General features: G+C 60.5%; 21 protein-coding genes. 14 read left to right on the forward strand and 7 right to left on the reverse strand.

Features of this window, described 5'->3' with window-relative positions:
- Nucleotides 1-361: 361 nt before the first annotated feature.
- The 7 genes from J8I29_RS25780 (at nucleotide 362) to J8I29_RS25810 (ending at nucleotide 5680) form a co-directional block, all read left to right on the forward strand.
- Entirely contained in the window at nucleotides 362-571 is a 210-nt protein-coding gene (locus J8I29_RS25780; protein WP_209433843.1) for a cold-shock protein, read from the forward strand.
- A 259-nt stretch (nucleotides 572-830) separates the two neighbouring features.
- The gene (locus tag J8I29_RS25785; protein ID WP_209433844.1) at nucleotides 831-1148 is read left to right on the forward strand and encodes a hypothetical protein; all 318 of its coding nucleotides are present in this window, start codon (nucleotides 831-833) and stop codon (nucleotides 1146-1148) included.
- Nucleotides 1149-1283: 135 nt separating this feature from the next.
- Nucleotides 1284-2552, forward strand: coding sequence for a cation:proton antiporter (locus tag J8I29_RS25790; protein ID WP_209433845.1), 1269 nt, complete (start codon nucleotides 1284-1286; stop codon nucleotides 2550-2552).
- Between the two features lie 140 nt (nucleotides 2553-2692).
- Nucleotides 2693-3088 (forward strand): PRC-barrel domain-containing protein, encoded by a 396-nt coding sequence (locus J8I29_RS25795; protein WP_105865639.1) that lies wholly within the window; start codon nucleotides 2693-2695, stop codon nucleotides 3086-3088.
- A 245-nt stretch (nucleotides 3089-3333) separates the two neighbouring features.
- Nucleotides 3334-3777 (forward strand): PPC domain-containing DNA-binding protein, encoded by a 444-nt coding sequence (locus J8I29_RS25800; RefSeq protein WP_209433846.1) that lies wholly within the window; start codon nucleotides 3334-3336, stop codon nucleotides 3775-3777.
- Between the two features lie 122 nt (nucleotides 3778-3899).
- Entirely contained in the window at nucleotides 3900-4334 is a 435-nt protein-coding gene (locus J8I29_RS25805; protein WP_209433847.1) for a DUF2231 domain-containing protein, read from the forward strand.
- Nucleotides 4331-5680: a sorbosone dehydrogenase family protein gene (locus J8I29_RS25810; protein WP_209433848.1), complete on the forward strand. Its 1350-nt coding sequence runs from the start codon at nucleotides 4331-4333 to the stop codon at nucleotides 5678-5680. Before J8I29_RS25805 ends, J8I29_RS25810 begins: the two co-directional genes overlap by 4 nt.
- 114 nt (nucleotides 5681-5794) lie before the next feature.
- On the opposite strand, the gene J8I29_RS25815 is transcribed toward J8I29_RS25810, so the two are convergent.
- The gene (locus tag J8I29_RS25815) at nucleotides 5795-5980 is read right to left on the reverse strand and encodes a hypothetical protein (RefSeq protein ID WP_105865635.1); all 186 of its coding nucleotides are present in this window, start codon (nucleotides 5978-5980) and stop codon (nucleotides 5795-5797) included.
- A gap of 46 nt (nucleotides 5981-6026) precedes the next feature.
- Entirely contained in the window at nucleotides 6027-6341 is a 315-nt protein-coding gene (locus J8I29_RS25820) for a KGG domain-containing protein (protein ID WP_105865634.1), read from the reverse strand.
- A 373-nt stretch (nucleotides 6342-6714) separates the two neighbouring features.
- Here J8I29_RS25820 and J8I29_RS25825 point away from each other — a divergent pair, with 373 nt between their 5' ends.
- Nucleotides 6715-6990 (forward strand): DUF2934 domain-containing protein, encoded by a 276-nt coding sequence (locus tag J8I29_RS25825; protein ID WP_209433849.1) that lies wholly within the window; start codon nucleotides 6715-6717, stop codon nucleotides 6988-6990.
- Entirely contained in the window at nucleotides 6991-7962 is a 972-nt protein-coding gene (locus J8I29_RS25830) for an NAD(P)H-dependent oxidoreductase (protein WP_209433850.1), read from the forward strand.
- A 39-nt stretch (nucleotides 7963-8001) separates the two neighbouring features.
- On the opposite strand, the gene J8I29_RS25835 is transcribed toward J8I29_RS25830, so the two are convergent.
- From J8I29_RS25835 to J8I29_RS25855, 5 genes are all read right to left on the reverse strand, one after another.
- Nucleotides 8002-8571 (reverse strand): diguanylate cyclase, encoded by a 570-nt coding sequence (locus J8I29_RS25835; RefSeq protein WP_209433851.1) that lies wholly within the window; start codon nucleotides 8569-8571, stop codon nucleotides 8002-8004.
- Nucleotides 8572-8670: 99 nt separating this feature from the next.
- Entirely contained in the window at nucleotides 8671-9135 is a 465-nt protein-coding gene (locus J8I29_RS25840) for a DUF3775 domain-containing protein (RefSeq protein WP_209433852.1), read from the reverse strand.
- A 235-nt stretch (nucleotides 9136-9370) separates the two neighbouring features.
- Nucleotides 9371-9934 (reverse strand): NADPH-dependent FMN reductase, encoded by a 564-nt coding sequence (locus J8I29_RS25845; RefSeq protein ID WP_209433853.1) that lies wholly within the window; start codon nucleotides 9932-9934, stop codon nucleotides 9371-9373.
- A 78-nt stretch (nucleotides 9935-10012) separates the two neighbouring features.
- Nucleotides 10013-11023 (reverse strand): cation diffusion facilitator family transporter, encoded by a 1011-nt coding sequence (locus tag J8I29_RS25850; protein WP_348536171.1) that lies wholly within the window; start codon nucleotides 11021-11023, stop codon nucleotides 10013-10015.
- Between the two features lie 581 nt (nucleotides 11024-11604).
- Nucleotides 11605-12747, reverse strand: coding sequence for a DUF1236 domain-containing protein (locus J8I29_RS25855; protein WP_209433854.1), 1143 nt, complete (start codon nucleotides 12745-12747; stop codon nucleotides 11605-11607).
- Nucleotides 12748-13045: 298 nt separating this feature from the next.
- Here J8I29_RS25855 and J8I29_RS25860 point away from each other — a divergent pair, with 298 nt between their 5' ends.
- From J8I29_RS25860 to J8I29_RS25880, 5 genes are all read left to right on the forward strand, one after another.
- Complete coding sequence (locus J8I29_RS25860) at nucleotides 13046-14047, forward strand: complex I NDUFA9 subunit family protein (protein ID WP_245197376.1); 1002 nt, start codon at nucleotides 13046-13048, stop codon at nucleotides 14045-14047.
- Nucleotides 14048-14611: 564 nt separating this feature from the next.
- A complete protein-coding gene (locus J8I29_RS25865) occupies nucleotides 14612-15070 on the forward strand; it encodes a DUF305 domain-containing protein (protein WP_245197382.1) in 459 nt (152 codons plus the stop codon).
- A 289-nt stretch (nucleotides 15071-15359) separates the two neighbouring features.
- Nucleotides 15360-15686, forward strand: coding sequence for a hypothetical protein (locus J8I29_RS25870; RefSeq protein ID WP_209433909.1), 327 nt, complete (start codon nucleotides 15360-15362; stop codon nucleotides 15684-15686).
- A 97-nt stretch (nucleotides 15687-15783) separates the two neighbouring features.
- A complete protein-coding gene (locus tag J8I29_RS25875) occupies nucleotides 15784-16911 on the forward strand; it encodes a DUF3182 family protein (protein WP_209433856.1) in 1128 nt (375 codons plus the stop codon).
- Nucleotides 16853-17635: an alpha/beta fold hydrolase gene (locus J8I29_RS25880; protein WP_245197377.1), complete on the forward strand. Its 783-nt coding sequence runs from the start codon at nucleotides 16853-16855 to the stop codon at nucleotides 17633-17635. The genes J8I29_RS25875 and J8I29_RS25880 overlap by 59 nt, the downstream gene beginning before the upstream one ends.
- Nucleotides 17636-17702 lie beyond the last annotated feature (67 nt).

The raw sequence follows: 17702 nt of genomic DNA on the forward strand, positions 1-17702 counted from the left end.
CTCCATCCGCCGCCGTGATCCGGCGCGAGCGGGGATCGGTCGAGCCCGCTCGCCATCGGAGACACACCGAACTCCCCCAAGTGCCATTGGTTCCTCTGCGTGAGTGCGAAGACCGCCCAAGGCGGGCGGCAGAGGCACGAGCCCGCGATGGGCAGCGTGAGAAGTCATGCGACGGAACAATGAGGCTTGATCGGCGTTGTCCCCTGTCCATTGCGCGTGTCAACGCCTCAAACAGCCAGCGTCGCGGTTCCGGCTCTTTCTGGCCTTTGCGTTCTGCCGAGGCAGACCGCAGCCTGTGACGCTTGCGCCTGGACAGGTCCCGGACGATCCTGTGATGGGGGCCACCAGGGGAGGGCTCGATATGAGCACCGGCACGGTCAAATGGTTCAATGCCCAAAAAGGATATGGCTTCATAACGCCCGACGACGGCTCGCGTGATGCTTTCGTCCACGTCAGAGCTCTCGAAGATGCAGGCATCCAGACCCTGCATGAGGGCCAGAAGATCACCTATCAGCTTCTGCCCGATCGCAAGAGTGGCAAGACCAAGGCCGAAAAACTGCACCTGATCTGATCGGGGACGCCGGCTGATCTTTCGCGTTTGTCCTGGGGGCGGAGCTTCGTCCAGCCGCTTACCACGTATAGGCTCCTCCTTCATGCCCGGCATTCTCACCGCCGGGCTATTCTTTTGAAAATGCGCTGCCCGAACGGACATGCACACCATGTGCGATTTGAGCGGAACCCTGCGATGCACGGCTGGTTAGGAGCGCACGAAGGGTCCGACGCCTTCGTGGGCCAGCGACGCGGAAACCGCTGACCGAGCGACCCGGCCGATGCTCCCTCCCCTGAGCCAATCGGTCGGGTCGCAACGTTTCGGGTCCTGTGTCCTGTTTCGCGTCGTCGATTTCCTCGAACCGCTCGCCGAGCTTTTTTCGAGGTTGGACCAGAATTTCCAGGCCGGCTTTCTTTGCAAGGCGAATGAAAGCCCGACTGTTTCGAACGGCGCTGTTGCAATGTTTGCACGATTGATCTGGAGTGCTGCAATCATAGTCTTTGCCATTTTCTGCGGCATTGTCTGGTGGGTAAACACCACCAATCCGGCAAAGCAAGGCGCCCAACCGCCCGCTCCCGCGGTCAGCGACCGCGAATGACCGACGCACTCGAGAGAGGGGGCAGGTTTCGCTGGCGGATATTCGTGCCGCCGAGGCATGAGGCGCCCAGGCCTCCCACTTGTCCGATACGGTGGACGGCAGAAGAAACCTCAGAGATGACGGAGCATGATGCTCATGTGGCAGCCACTTGACCCGATGGCAGTCCTGCCGCTCGGTTTTGGCATCGTCATTCTCCTGACGGCCTGGCTCCCGCTCGTGCTGAGGCGTCTGCCTCTCTCGCTGCCGATCATTGCCTTGGGCATCGGATATTTCGCCTATCCCAGGAGTTGGGCAGTGCCGCCCCCCGAGGCCATCTTCAACCGGGGGAGCTTCGAGCATCTCACCGAATTCGTCATCCTGATCGCCTTGATGGGCAGCGGATTGCGCATCGAGCGCAATTTTGACTGGCATCGCTGGCGTGTGACGGCACGAATGCTGATACTCGCCATGCCCCTGACCATTGCAGCCATTGCGCTGTTGGGCCGGATGACTGGCGGCCTGTCCTGGGCATCCGCCCTGCTGCTCGCGGCGGCCCTGGCACCCACTGATCCCGTGCTTGCCGCCGATGTTCAGGTGGGAGCCCCGGGTCGCGAGGAAGGCGGCGAAGCCCGGTTCAGCCTGACCACCGAAGCAGGGCTCAATGACGGCCTGGCCTTTCCCTTTGTCGTTCTGGCGCTGACCCTGGCTGAGCCATCAGGAAACACCGACTGGATCCACTGGTTCGCCTATGAGTTCGTCTGGAAACTGGTCTGCGGTGCCGCCATCGGGCTTGCGACCGGCCGCTTCTTCGGCTGGCTCAGCTTCAGGTTGCCACGGCTCGAGCTGTCGAAGACCGGCGATGGCTTGGCCGCAGTCGGCATGACCTTCATCGCTTATGCGATCACCCAATTGCTGCATGGCAACGGCTTCATCGCCGTCTTCGTGGCGGCGGTCGCCTTGCGCGCGACCGATCGGGGCCACGACTACCATTCCGATCTGGAGGGGTTTTCAGAGCAGATCGAGCGCATCCTCATGGTCATCGTGATGATCATCTTCGGTGGCACGATCGCAGCGGGCGGTCTCCAGGGATTGACGTGGCATGACGGGGCCATCGGCCTTGCCATCCTCTTGCTCGTTCGTCCGCTGGTGGCTTGGCTCAGCCTTGCTGGACTGGGCCTGCCGGCCCTTGCGCGCGGCGTGATTTGTTTCTTCGGCATAAGAGGACTGGGGACGCTCTATTATATGGCCTATGCCAGCGGCCATGGCAGCTCACCCGAGATGGAGCGTCTACTGGCGCTGACATCGTTCGTCGTCCTGGCCTCGGTGATGCTGCATGGCGCGTCTGCAGGGCCGGTCATGATGTGGGTCGATCGGCGCCGGGCCGCCATTCGGCGCGGCAGAGACGGCGGCCCCGCGTCCGCCTGAAACGAGATCCATACGCTCAGAGCTTCCATGTTCGAATGCGATTGGAGCCATACGGCTACTGACCGGCAGACGCCGCTACGGAACTTCTCGTGCAGACCGATGTTCGGGAGGCTCCTTGAACATATCGCGAGGAGATAGCCATGCGCAGATTGTTGATGGCGGCCAGCATCGTCCCGTTGCTTGCGACGCCCGCGCTCTCGCAGACAGCGACAACGACGACGACGCAGACTTTCGTCACCGCAAAGCCGACGGACGTGCTCAGCAGCAATCTGATCGGATTGAACATCGACAATGCGGCGGGAGAGGATGTCGGCGAGATCAAGGATCTGGTGATTTCCGACGGTCAGCTCACAGGCTTTGTGGTCTCCGTCGGCGGCTTTCTAGGCATCGGCGACCACTATGTGGTCGTGTCGCCTTCAAGCGTGAAGATCAATTATTCCGAGAGCGACAAGAAATGGTCTGCCAAGATGGAGGCCTCCAAGGACCAGCTCAAGGCTGCGCCGCCGTTCAAATATGAAGGGCGATGGCAGAAATAGTGCTCGGCGTTTTTGTGGGAGCGGCCACTTCGAGGAGCAGAATATTCTCAGCCCTTCTGAAGAAAGTGCCAGCCCAACATCCACCATTCGACCGATGCGGCTCCGATCCCCAATGGCGATTTGCGACTAACGGAGCCACCCGGGATCGCAAAGACGCCCGAGCCGATCCTTCGGATTGGCTCGGAAACAAAGTGTTGGAGCAATGAGCGTCACGCTCGAACGCGCTTTGCTCCAGGGAGGCATTGATGAAATCGAAGAAACTCTCGAAAAGCGCCTCTGAAACGACCTTTGTCCTGGTTCTCGATGATGGCGAGGAAGCCTTTGCCACGATTACCGAGTTCGTCAGGCGCGAGAATATCGCCAGTGCGTCGCTCACGGCGATCGGGGCCTTCAGCCGGGCGACCGTCGGCTGGTTCGATTTTGCCAGCCACTCCTACCGGAAGATTGCGATCGACCAGCAGTGCGAGGTCCTCAGCATCCTGGGCGACGTCGCCGAGGGCGATGACGACAAGCCGAGCGTGCATATCCATGCCGTCCTCGGCCTGTCGGACGGCACGACGCGAGGCGGACATTTTCTCGACGGTATCGTCCATCCCACCCTCGAGGTGATCCTGGTCGAGACCCCGGTCGATCTGCGCCGCCGCAAGCGTGCGGATCTCGGTATTGCCCTCATCGACCTTTCGGATTGAGCGGACGTCCGCCGGCGGCATCTTGCCGGCAGATGGAATCACGTCCCGTTTGAGGAGGCGCCGACAGATCTCCATTTGGCTTGGAAGAGACCGCCGATGCTCATTTTCGAAAGATTGCTGCCATGGCGACAGATACCCTGAAGTCAAACGCTCCGGCCACTCGGCCTACGATATTTGAATGGTTCCTTCCCGTTCCTGCCGTGTGTTTCACCGGCGTGCTCGTGACCGATATCGTTTATTGGCGGACAGCGGACATGATGTGGGCCGACTTTTCGGCCTGGCTGGTAACCGCTGGTGTGATCATGGGCCTGCTTGTCTTTCTCGCAGGGCTCATTGATTGGGCTTCGGGCGGCTGGAGGGCCGCGAGACGGCCCACGTGGCCGGGCGTCATCGGCTACATGCTCGTCTTCATCGTATCTGTCTTCAATGCCCTGATCCACAGCAGGGATGGCTGGACATCGGTCGTACCGACAGGGCTGATCCTGTCGGCCAGCGCCGTCTTGCTCTTGCTCGTCACCGCCGCGGTGGATCGCGCCCGACCGAGGGCCGGGTCATGATCAATCACTCATTCCTTCGCATAGCCCCTGGCTGTCTTGCCCTGGTCCTCGTCCTGTCCGCCTGCAGTGACGGCGGCGGCAACCCGTCCGATCAGATCGGCCCCAGCCCAAAATTGCCGCAGCAATCCGAATATCTTTTCCCGCCGATGCATCTGGCCTCGGTGACCGGCTGGAAACAGGGCGAAAAACCATCCGTGCCCCAGGGATTGCAAATCCAGGCCCTCGCCACCGGACTGGAACACCCGCGGTCTGTTTATGTCCTGCCGAACGGTGATGTGCTGGTCATCCAGTCCAAAGCGCCACCGGCTCCTGCTCCCAGGAGACCAAAGGACATCGTCATGGCCCTGGTGGAGGCGATGGCCACGTCGGCAGGAAGCGGTGGCGACGACAAACTTTCCAACAAGATCACGCTGCTCCGGGACACGAATGGCGACGGAACGCCCGATCTTCGTACGACATTTCTGGAAAACCTGCATTCGCCCTTCGGCGTGGCGCTGGTGAACAACGATCTCTATGTCGCCAATACCGATGCCATTGTCCGATATCCCTATCACGAAGGCGATACCAGGATCACCGCTCCCGGGCAGGTACTGACGCTGCTGCCCGGCGGCCCGATCGACCATCACTGGACGAAGAGCCTGGTTGCGAGCAAGGATGGCTCCTTGCTGTATGTCGGTGTCGGATCCAACAGCAACGTCATGGAAAACGGACTCGAGGCGGAGAAAAACCGCGCCGCGATCTGGGAAGTCGATCGGGCAACGGGTCGTTCCCGCATCTTTGCCGGTGGATTGCGCAATCCGAACGGATTGACGTTCGAACCTCAGACGAATGTGCTCTGGGCCGTCGTGAATGAACGCGACGAACTCGGGCCGGATCTCGTCCCGGACTACCTGACCTCGGTGAAGGATGGGGGCTTCTACGGATGGCCCTACAGTTACTATGGCCAACATGTCGACCCCAGGGTCATGCCCCAACGGCCGGACCTGGTGGAAAAGGCCATCGTTCCCGACTACGCGCTGAGCTCGCACGTCGCCCCGCTCGGCTTGGCCTTCTACACCGGGACGAACCTCCCCCTTCAATACCGGGGCGGAGCATTTATCGGCGAGCATGGCAGCTGGAACCGCTCGAAACTCAACGGCTACAAGGTTGTTTTCGTGCCGTTCAAGGACGGGCGCCCTGATGGCGCGGCGCAGGACGTCGTGACCGGCTTCCTCGGCCCGGACGACGAGGCCCGTGGCCGTCCCGTGGGACTCGCGGTCGACAGGAGCGGTGCGCTGCTGATCGCTGATGATGTCGGCAACACCGTATGGCGGCTCAGCGCCTCATCCCAGCAGGCCAGCCAATAGCTCGATCCCGGCGAGGTATTGATGCATGACCGCTCAACCACCCTTCTTGCGATCACGGATATAAAATAGAAGCGTCCCCGCACGACGGCGGGGACGCCAAACTAGGCCATCGGGCTAGCTGTTCTTATGGCTCTGTTGGCCAGCTTTCACGTGCTGGTCATGCGTGCCGCCGCGGGTCTTGTGATCCTCATCGCGATCCGTGCGATGCTGATCCTGCGAACTCGCGTTCTTGTGGCTCTGCTGGCCGGCCTTCACATGTTGTTCATGCGTGCCGCCGCGCGTTCCAGAATGGGTCGTCATCTGATTTCTCCTGTTGATCGGAAACTACACGCGATATGGACGTGGCTCAGCGCCCACCGTGCGAGGCCTCGCCGCCTTTGCGGCCAGCTTCGGAGGCCCGCTGCGGATCCTTGGCAAAGTTTCCGCCCGATGTTTCGCCGCCCTTCCGGCCGGCTTGCGACGCCAGCTCACGGTTCTTCGAAAAGCTTCGAGTTTCGTCCGGCGCGTTCTCGCCGCCCTTTCGGCCGGCTTCGGATGCAAGTTCGGAATCCTGCGAGAAGCTGCGCTTTTCGGCAGGGACGCTTTGGCCGCCCTTGCGTGCAATGTCGCGCTGCTTTTCTTCATCCATCGATGCAAAGCCACGATGATCGGTGTTAGCCATATGACAGCCTCCTTTCGATGTGCTTGAGCAACTTGCTCGCCTTTCCAACAAAGGATGCCAGAACATGTTCCCATAAAACTTCATGTATTATAGTCAAGCTCAAGTCTCGCTAGACGTGCGACAGAATACCACAGTTCAATTTAAAATTATATTTTAACAAATTGAGCAAATACTTAAAAATAACTCTGCCGATGTTCGAGGGAGAACGCGCTCTTCATAGGGGAGGAGGTTGCGTTTCAACTGCGGCACACGACGGGAGAAGACGCAGCGTGAGCTGGCGATTTGTTGCACGCATTTTCCGGGGCTGATGGCGAAACCTAGACTTCGCAGCGGCGTTAGGTGCGAACCCACTTCATAGGGAGCATGTTGAGCGATGCGGCAACGACGCGATGAACGCATTCGGGAGCGCGCCTATCAGATTTGGGAGGCAGCGGGTCGCCCGGATGGAAAAGCCATCGAGCATTGGGCTCAGGCAGAGCACGAAGTCGAGGGGCAGACATCGGCAACCGACGCCATGGTCGCAGGCAAGGCCGGTTTCAACGTCGATCAGGAGACTACACCTAAGGAAGAGCCCGGCGAGCCGAGTATTCAGCGCGCCCAGATCGACAAGAAGGCACTTCCCCAGTCGAGCCCGCCAAGGGGGCGTTGAATGGTTCGGCAGAAGATCGTCGTGACGCCGTCGGCAAGCCAGGAACTCGTGAATATTCCTGACGACGAGGAACGGCTGAAGCCTCACCCCCACGACCATCGGCCGTTCCGCGTTCTGCTGGTGGCAGGATCGCAGCGCCGGTTGAATAGCTGCCCAGGCCTGGACTCGAAGGCCAGGGCGCTGATGCATCGCATGGCCGCGCGCATGCCGCTTGGATGGCAGGTCGATCTGGAGGATTTGGGCAACGAACATGGCAGACCCAAGATCCAGGCGTGCAATGGCTGCGTCAGTTCCTCGATGGCGCTCTGCGTCTGGCCCTGCAATTGCTATGGCCCGGACAGCGATCACCAGCCAGATCTCTTGTGGAACCTGCATCTCTACGAGCGTCTTGCTCGAACGGATGCCTGGGCCTTCATCGGGCCGATCAATTGGTACGGCCCGACAACTTCGTTCAAACTTCTGTTCGATCGTCTGGTCTGCATGAATGGCGGAAACCCAAGACCGGATCTGATCGATAAGAAGAATACCCTGATGGCGCAGGCACTGGAGCGATCGCCGCAATGGCGCGACCTGAGCCGCAACCATCTCGAAGGCCGGACCGCGGCCTTCTTCTGCTACAGCGACCTTGGAGCCAAGGACCTCGGGCCCGACGGCCGACCCAAGCTTCTCAAGCACAAGGAGTGGTTTGAGCCCGGCGACGAGCCCTATCGAAACGAAAGAGAGGCCTATCAAGCCCTGGTCTGGCAGTGCCGGTATTCAGGCATCGAAGTGCCCGACTGCCTCTGGCAGTGCGCCACGATCGGCGTAGACAGGCTCTATTCGGATGATCAGGCCGATAGCCTCATCCAAGAAGGAAGCGCCTTGGCGACCTTCGATGCATGGGTCGATCGCTTCTGCGCCCATGTTGAGCAAAAGGGCCTGATAGGCGATGTTCTCGATGCGGAACGCCGCGCGAGATCGACCACTCAATAGGGGCCGGTCCGGCAGGTCCGAGGCTGGCCGTGCCGCCTGCTATTTCGCTTTCGGCGGCACCAACTTTCCTCGGTTGGCGACCAGTCCACGAACGAGTTCTTCGAGATAAGGCAGGAATTCGAGGATGACGATCATTGTCATCAGGGCCGCCACATAGCCGATCGGCAAGGGCTGCGCCTTCCACGTCAAATCGAAACGAGGCGCTTGGCTACCCAGTCCGAACAAGGCGAGGAACTGCTGCCAATGCAGCGAGACGACGTACACGATCGCCATGAGCGGGATCATCTCCAGGAAGCTATGGACATGTTGTTCGATGGGCGTGACCTCACGCGCAGTGGTCGCGTAGCTCACATCCCACAGCGCCGTTGCTTCGTGAACGAAAAAGGCGGCGATCATGACCGATATGATGAGGGCATTGATCTCGAGGAAGATGCCGGCCAGCAGGGGAATGCCGACCTCCGCGAACATCAGAAGATGAATGAGGGATTCCTTGGCACCCGTCGTCGTTTCAATATGCGAGGCCCGATGGCAGATCCAATCGGCAAACCCTGCCAGCAACCACAGCGGCAGGATGAAATACATCAGCAGGAGAATTGTTGGATCGGCCATGCGGAACTATCCCCTAAATGATCTGCGATCCCCCGGATCCTGTTCACGGCCAAGGAATTATATTTCACAGGCTAAACCTGTTCGGACATGGCCCGTCGATCAGCCGTCCAAGCGTCTGAGGCGATGAATCTCGACCCCGTTCTCGGCGGCGGCCTCTGCCGATCCCTCGCTCTCGTCGTCGAGCCCCAATCCGATGGCCGCCAATCCTTCGCCCAGCAGGTCGGGCAGGTTGGGGGTGTCAACCAGGTAGTTGCCGAGATGAAGAGACGCCGCATCCCGCTCGAGCGCCAGGGCGCGTGCGGCTTCCCATTCGCCGGCAGCAAAATCGCCGCGCCCTATATAGAGGAGCGCAAGGAGATCGGCGCGCTCATCGATATTCAGGCCGGCGATCATGCCCCGAAATTCATGCTCGCTCGCCTCGTCGGGATCACTGGCCGAAAGCGTGTCGACATTGCGGTCATCCATTGCGTCGGAACCCGACTGCGGGTCGTTGTCGCCGTCCTTGACGTCGAGCCGGCGGGCTTCGACGATGAGGGCCCGAACCTTATCGATGGCAATATCCATGGAAGGCTCCTTGCAATTTCAGGGGTTTGCCGGCGAGACCATGCGGGTGCCCGCCGCCCGGTCCGGCATGACGCGTCCTCGCTCCGCCGGAGCAAGGACGGCCTTCGAACAACGCAGGCTATGCTTGGTTCCCGACGGCCTGTCCGGAGCTGCCGGCGGAAAGCCGGCCCAGGGCGTTGGTTACAAACGCCCTACGGCCGACACCCGTGATGGCGCGATCGCTTGATGGGCGCTCCTATCGTTTGGCGTGGAGAGCGACCCAGGCGCCGAAGGCGGTCATGAATTTGGACAAAAACGTCTTCGTGTCGGGTTTGGCGATATTGCCGTCCGCATCGAAGAGATCGGCGATGCCACCGATATAGGCTTCCGGTTGCTGCATGGCTGGGACATTCAGAAAAACGAGCGACTGCCGGAGAATGTGGTTGGCCCCGAATCCACCGATACCCCCAGGCGACCCTGTCGCGATGGCCGCCGGCTTGCCGTCCCACACACTTTTGCCCATGGGCCGGGAGCCGACGTCCAGCGCATTCTTCAAGCCACCGGGAATTGACCGGTTATATTCCGGGGTCACGAACAAGACAGCCGACGTTTTGGCGATGCTCTCGCGAAAACGGGTCCACGACGACGGCACGGCATCGCCTTCGAGATCCGGGTCATAGAGGGGAAGATCGCCTATCTGCACGAACTCGCACGCCAAATTGTCCGGCGCCAAGGCAACCAGGGCCTTTGCCAATTTGAGATTGAAGGAACCTTTGCGAAGGCTTCCGACGAGAACGGCGACGCTGAATGCCTGGTCCATGAATTGCTCCATCGTGCTGAATGGTTCATCGCTGCTGCAGTTTCCTGCACATGCGCCTCTCTGCTGTGACCGAATTTTTCAAAATTCGTGCCCCTGTTCCTTGAGAGAGCGAGGCTGCTCAACCGCCTTTCTTCTTTGCCTGAATGTCTGATGCGCTTGAGGTTTCACAAATATTGAAACGATTTCCGGATGGAGTTTTCGTATGCGGCGCTCCATCGATACGATAGCCGTTTCGATTTCGGTGGTCCGGATGTCGTCGACGAATTCGAGACTGAGCGCTGCAACGATTTGATCCGGCGACAGATGGAGCGTGAGCACGCCATTGACGCGTTCGACCTCGGGCTCTCGCTGGGCAAGTTCCTTGATGGAGGCATCGATCTTCTGGTGTGCACGCTCTCCAATCAGAAGATCCTTGCTTTCCCTCGCAACGATCAAAGCCACGAGTGTCAGCATCAGGCCTATGACAAGCGACGCCGCCCCGTCGAACTGCGGCGCCTGGAGCCATTCGGATAGGGAGAGCCCCGCTGCCGAAAGGGCCAACCCTGCGAGCGCAGCGGTATCTTCCAGGAGGACCATGAAGGCTGGCGGATCCTTGCTGACTTCAATGGCTTCAAGGTAGCCCTCCCCTTGCTTGGTCTGTTGGAAGGCTTTCAGCGCGATGATCCAGGTGCCTCCTTCAAAAAGAGCGGAAGCACCGAGGACGCAATAATTGGCAAAAAGGTGGGTTACCGGAAAAGGGTGTACGATACGCGAGAGACCCTCATAGATCGCAAAACCGCCTCCCATAACGAAGAGCAGCAACGCGACGACAAGGGACCAGAAATAGAGTTCGCGCCCGTAACCCAGGGGATGCTTCTCATCGGGGCTGCGGGCCGAACGGCGATATCCATAGAGAAGAAGGCCTTCATTGCCCGAGTCGACAACGGAGTGAATGGCCTCGCTCAGCATCGAGGAACTTCCGGTCATTGCCGCAGCCACGAATTTCGTCGCGGCAACAAGCATGTTGCCGATCAAGGCTGCGTAGACGACGTGACGAGACTTTCCATTCCTCGCCATGAACCCTGTTCCATTCACGCCGAGCGTTCCCACGCATGCAATACCAACGGCGCTGAAGCTCCACCTGTTCCCGGCGCCGCCGGAGGCAGCTAGAGGGGAATCCTGCCCCTTCCCTCGAAGTCACAGGCAGAGTTTGCGACGTGCTCGCCGGGAATGACGGAGGCGAGAGGCGAGGATCCCTGCCGCGCCGTCTCCGTCATTGCCCAAGACATAGCGCTGGTCGAACTTCACCTCGGATCGGTTGTTCCCGATCGTCGGCAGGAACCCGGATTGGGTGCGGTGACTGATCCGACGGGCACGGCGATATGGGGCCTTGATGCCCCCTCCTCCAAACGGGCAGGGACACAGGCAAGACCTGAAGACATGACCTGATCGTTGGCGGTGGCGTTCCAACTCGGGCAGATGACGGCATGCTGCGCCCCGGGAAGAGACCGTGGCATGCCGTCTGACTGCCGCCAAAGCGTTTTGCGATTTGGTGAAATCGCCAAGAATCGCAAAGACGTGTCGAGTCAAAGAGCGAGAGCGAAACAGCCTTTCAGCCTAAACGCGCCTTGCTCTCGGCGCCTATCCTCGCCTGCTGCGCTCGCTCGTGAGCGGCATGACAGGAAGAAGAATTACTGGATCACCTCGATCACGGCACGACTGTCGGGATCGACGAGCACCACATCGTCATTCTGGTCGACGATAAACTCATAGCTCTTGATACTGGGCACCTCGGTGACAATCGTGTCCGGTATCGGCACCAATTCAACGTCGCTCGGCACGCTGACACCGGCTTGCACGTCGAAGCTGCGCTCGACTTTGACCACGCGACGCTCCCGCGCATAATCGAGAATGAGCCGGCGCTGCGCGGCGGTCAATCTGAGGTTGCTGGCTGCGCGGGCGTGGGCAGGTCCGCGACCCTTGCGGATGACTTCGACCACCTTGCGCGTGCGTGGCTCGACGATGACGATTTCATCCCGAACGACGACATACTCATAGCTCCGATATTCCGGGACGATTTCAACGATGTCAGGCGGCAACGGCCTCGGCCGCACGCGCGCGGGCAGCGCCCGGCCGACATTGATGTTGACGTCGATGTCGACATTGGTGCGTTCGCCGGAACGGAAGAGCATGTCGCGCACCCGGCTGGCTTTTTCCTTCGGAACATCCAGATTGCCGACCACGTCGACATCTGTGCTATCCGGGCGGGCCTCCCCCGTCTGCTGGCTTGGTTTCGTCGTCGGCGTTATCGGCCCGGCATTGCTCGGCGCCGGTTGCTTTTTCTCAGGCTGGGATTGTTCGGCGGGCTGAGGTGCGCTCTCGTCGGCCGGGCGCGTTTTCTGCTGCGCAGGCTGTCCCTCGGGCTGTACCTGATCGAGAGTCTTCTTGGACTTCAGCTTATTCTGGGGCTGCTCAGCGCCGGTCCTTCGAGATTTGGAAGGCGGGCAATTACCTTCCTCACCGGCCGGGCATTTTGCCCTGTCGGTTTGCTTGGGCTCGGTCGGCCTGGTCTGATCCGTATTGCCGGCGGGATTGTCTGCAGCACCTTCGGGTTGCGCGGCCGGTTTCTTGCGTGGTTGATCGGCGTTCAACTCCTGCTGAGGTTGGCTTGATCCTTTGCGGGGTGCCTCCATCTTGTTGGCGGGCTCCTGCTGCATGGCCGGAGCCTCGCCCTGTTGAGGTTGCTGGCGCTTGGGCAGGATTTCATCCTGCGCGAAGCCAGGGCCGGCAGCCAATGCGACGGAGAACGCCGCTGCGGCGACCGTTACGAACAATCTGGTTCTCATCGGATACCTCTATTGCTTCAACAGTGAGGTTTGCGCCGTTCCGAAGCATCGCGACCCATGGTTGTTCCCTATCGGGCCAACACATTTGACGTGTGAGTGCCGCCGAGCGGAAGCGTCCTTCCTCGACCGGTCGTGCCTTTCGGCCTGGTTTCGCGCCCCGGCGGTCAGAGCCTGGCCCGTCTTCTTCGGGCGCTGGGGTCGTGGCCGGAAACATCCGGCAGAGCAGCCGGAATGCCGGCACCGAGGAACGCGCGCTGTTCGAACAGCAAAACAGCTGATCGCCCCAATGATCGCTCGAACGAACATTTTGGCTGCAACACGGTTCGGGGCGATGATGGGCGCATCGATATCATCGTCAGACAGTCGGCCGCCTCAGGGCATCGTCGCCGTGTTCGGAGGCTCCGGCTTTCTGGGACGCAGGATCGTCAAGCATCTTTTGAGCAGCGGCGTTGCCGTTCGCTCGGCCTCTCGGCATTCGCAGCGCGCGGGAGACGGGGAAAAAGGACAGGCTCATGCCAGTTCCTTTACCCACGTCGAGGCCGATATGCGCGACGAGGCTCAGGTCGCTAGGGCCGTTGCGGGAGCCCGTGCGGTCATCAACGCCGTCAGTCTTTATTCGGAACATGGCGACACGACATTCGAGCGCGTGCATGTCGTGGCAGCTTCCCAATTGGCAAAAGCGGCCAGGCAGGCGGGCGCCGAACGATACATCCTTATATCGGGCATCGGCTCGGATTCGCGCTCCCGGTCGAAATACATCAGGGCGAGAGGGCAAGGCGAAGAGGCCGTCGGCGCTGCATTTCCCGGCGCGACATTCGTCCGGCCCGCAGTGATGATTGGAAAAGATGATGCGCTGCTGAGCACGATCGCGAGGCTGGCGCGCACGCTTCCGGCCTATCCGCTGTTCGGACATGGCGAGACCCGTCTCCAGCCCGCTTTCGTCGAGGACGTTGCGCAGGCCGTTGCGCGTCTCACCATTGGCGAAGCCCGGATCGAGGCAGGCTCGTTCGAGTTTGCCGGGCCAGGTGTCTACACCTACCGAAATCTGGTGCTGGAAGTGGCCCGTCTGCTCGGTGTCCAGATCCGGCTGGTCCCCATTCCGTTTCCCGCCTGGTACGCGCTCGCAGCGTTATGCGAATTCGTCCCCGGAGCGCCGCTGACGCGCAGCCAAGTTGAACTGATGCAGATCGACAATGTTGCAGACGCCGGGCGTCCCGGATTCGAAGATCTGGGGATTGAACCCCGCAGCCTCGATCAGGTCGTACGGGCAATCCTGGAAAAATCCTGACGCGGACTTGATAGCAAAGGGAGTGTGATCATGGCGAAATGCGATCAATGCGGTAACGACTACGACAAGACTTTTCAGCTATATTTTGGGGAGCGAACCTACACATTCGACAGTTTCGAATGCGCAATCCAGAAGCTCGCTCCTATCTGTCCTCATTGCCAGGTCCGTATAATCGGGCATGGCGTCGAGCAGGGCGATGTCATCTACTGCTGCGCGCACTGTGCCGGACAGGAGGGCGCAAGAGCACTGACCGATCGCGCTCCCTGAGCGTATCCTTGGCTGGCCTTCCATCGCCCCGGCGAAGTCCCTTCGTCGCACCGCCGGACCTGCGACGCCGTCCTGCTCTCGCCATCAATGGAGAGGTCGGATCAGACCTGAATAGGCCAATATCGGATAAGTCCGCTGCGGCGGACGGATTCTGCCGCTCCTTTTACGGAACGAATGAACGAGAAGCCTGTTCGGGAATAATTCCCTGCTCATCGATTGCTTGGGTTGGCGATGAGGAACGACAAGTGAAGGTGCGCCATGAAGGAGCATGACCGACACTCAGAACCACATCAGGACATGCAAACACATCATTACATCATGTTTGCCGTCAACATGGTGCTCAGCCTGATCATCATGTATTTCGCGATGTTCTCGATGATCGATGGCTGGAGCGATTTTTATAACAACCTCAACACGGCCTATATGGCGCTGACAATGGTGGCTCCCATGGGAATTATCATGCTGGCGACCATGGGCGGCATGTACAGGAACAGGCGGCTGAACGTGGCCCTGTATCTCGGGCTGGCCGCTCTCCTGATCGCCTCGTTTGCCGGGACGCGCAGGCAGGCGCTCATCGACGATCATCAATTCATCGCCTCGATGATCCCGCATCACTCCGGAGCCATTCTGATGTGCCGCGAGGCGAAGCTGCGGGACCGGGAACTGATCGACCTCTGCGGCCAGATTGCCCAGGGCCAGCGCAGGGAGATCGAACAGATGAAGGCGATCCAAGCAAGGCTGAACAGCTCGGGCTGAGGCGAGAAGTCCAAAACATATCTGCGGCTTCGAGGAACGAGCAGGAGCCATCTCAGTTGGGAAGGCGCGAAGCCGGAGGTTTGTCGTCCTTGCCCACAGCTTCGCCAAGCGGCTCGGCCTTGCTGCCCGCTCCCGGTCGAGCCGCTATCGGCATGGGTCCGATACTGGGAAGCCGCGCCGCCGTGCCTGTGGCTGCGCCCAAGAGCCTCTTTGGCCGCACGGGCTGCTTTTGGATGGAAACGACGGTCCTGAGGCGATCGGTTGGGGAGGACACGCGAAAGGGAATGCCATGCCCAATATCGATCAGCTGCGCGCCAGGATCGATCAAGGCCGAAATGGCGACAAGATTCCATTTCCGGATCCTGCCGCTGCCCCGCTCGGCACCGACGACGAAGCGGCCGATACCCCACCGACGCCCGAGCGCTTGCAGATGGCATCGCGCCACGAGCACCATGCAGCAGAGGCGATAGGTCCCGGTGCCACTGACGAGAGATCGCGGCCCCTCGATGGACGATACCGCTATTGGGAACAGGCCCGTGCAATGGTCCCGCTGGTGGTGGGATTCCTCATTGCTGCTTTTTGCATTCTGATCTTCGCCTGGTGGCGGCTGTCGTGAAAGGGAAGCTTGGTTATCGAGAGCCATGGCCTGCGCGTTGGCAAGCGAAGATCGGCGACTGCGGACTGCTGGTGGCATTTGCCCAGGAGGTGGAAACGTGAGCGCCCTGACGCCGGATCAATGTCGGCAAGTCCTCATCTACGCACCGGAAGAAAGCGAATTCACCACGCAGCATGAGCGCGCGGGACGAGTGGAGCTCGCTCGCCAGCTCGGCGCGTTGAAGGGCTTCGAATTCGGTGGGCTGTGGGATCAGAGTCATTTCCGGCAGGCGAAGCCTTATTTCCTGCCGAGCAAGGCCCTTAGACCTCATGAAGCCATAGAGCTGGGCGTTTCCTCCGTAGCAGACCTCTATGGAGGCGTCGTGCCACACGACTTCGTGGCAACCAAGGCAATCACCCACGGCTTGATCACCCCTTGCGCCACCGCGCCGGCGGGCTGGTCGCATGCCTTCTCCACGTCGGTTCAGGAGGTGGTGCTCCCCGGCATTTCGGCGTTTTCCGCCGAAGATGGCATGGCAGCCGGTCTTGCGCTGCTCAAACGCCATCAGGTGCGATGCAAGCCAGCCAATGCGACCGGCGGCCGAGGCCAAGCCGTCGTCCGGACCATGGCACAACTCGTGAAATACCTTGGCGCGATGGGCGAAGACGAAATCGCAACGCATGGCGTCGTCCTCGAGGAAAATCTGTCGCAGGTGCAAACCTGGAGCGTGGGCGTCGTGGAGGTCGGCGACATCCGGGCGTCCTATTATGGCTTGCAGCGCATGACGCGCGACAATCGAGGAAGGAATGCCTATGGCGGCTCCTCGCTGGTCTTTGCCCGTGGCGGCTTCGACGATTTGCTCGGACTCGACATAACCGTCTCGATCCGCGCCGCCATCGACCAGGCCCGGCATTACGATCAGACTGCGTTTTCCTGCTTCCCGGGCTTGATCGCATCCAGACGGAATTACGACGTCGTGCAAGGCTTGAACCGGCAAGGACAGTGGCGATCCGGCGTGTTGGAACAGTCCTGGCGCGTCGGCGGGGCCAGCAGTGCCGAAGTCGCCGCCCTTCAGATTTTTCAGGCTCGTCCGAAGATCGGCTCCGTGCGAGCCTCCAGCGTGGAAGTTTACGGAAACTGCACGCCGCCGCCGGGGGCCGTCGTTTATTTCCACGGCCACGACGCCGATGTCGGCCCGATCACCAAATATTCCATCGTTGAGAAAAATGGTCACGCAGACGTTTGAGATCGACATCGCCGTCGGCAATCAGTCCGTCTCCGGTACATTGCTATCGCCGCCGGCCAGGCTTCCTGGTGTGTTGTTCGTGCATGGATGGGGTGCCAGCCAGCAACCCGACCTTGATCAAGCGCGCGAGCTCGCGGGGCTGGGATGCATCTGTCTCACCTTCGATCTGCGCGGCCACGCCCGCGACAGCGCTCAGCAGCAAGTGGTCACGCGTGAGGACAACCTGCGTGATCTTCTGACCGCCTATGATCTCCTGGCCGCCCATCAGCATGTGGACCCACAGATGATCGCGGTCGTCGGCAGCAGCTATGGCGCCTATCTCGCGACGATCCTGACCATGCTCAGACCTGTCAAATGGCTGTCCCTGCGCGTGCCCGCCCTCTATGAGGACAGCAATTGGGACACGCCGAAGGCCAAGCTCGAACGGGTGGCCCTGGCGCAATATCGCCGACGCTCTTTGGCTCCGGGCGAAAATCTCGCTCTGCATGCCTGCACCCGCTTCGAGGGAGACGTATTGCTGGTGGAGTCGGAAAACGACGACTTCGTTCCCCCCGCCACGATCCGCAATTATCGACGCGCCTTCGCACATGTCCATTCGATGACCTACCGCATCATCGATGGCGCCGACCATGGCCTGACCAGCAAAACCTGCCAAAAGGCCTATTCGTCCGTCCTGATCAACTGGGCAACCGAAATGATCGCGGGCGAGCGAAGAGGGCGGTGAAGGCGAGGAGCGGTCTGCGATCGGCGCGCAGAGCAAGGATAGCGAACGCCATATCGGGTTTGCTCCG

The sequence above is a fragment of the Labrys sp. LIt4 genome (assembly GCF_017813775.1).
In the GTDB taxonomy this organism is placed as follows: Bacteria; Pseudomonadota; Alphaproteobacteria; order Rhizobiales; family Labraceae; genus Labrys; species Labrys okinawensis_A.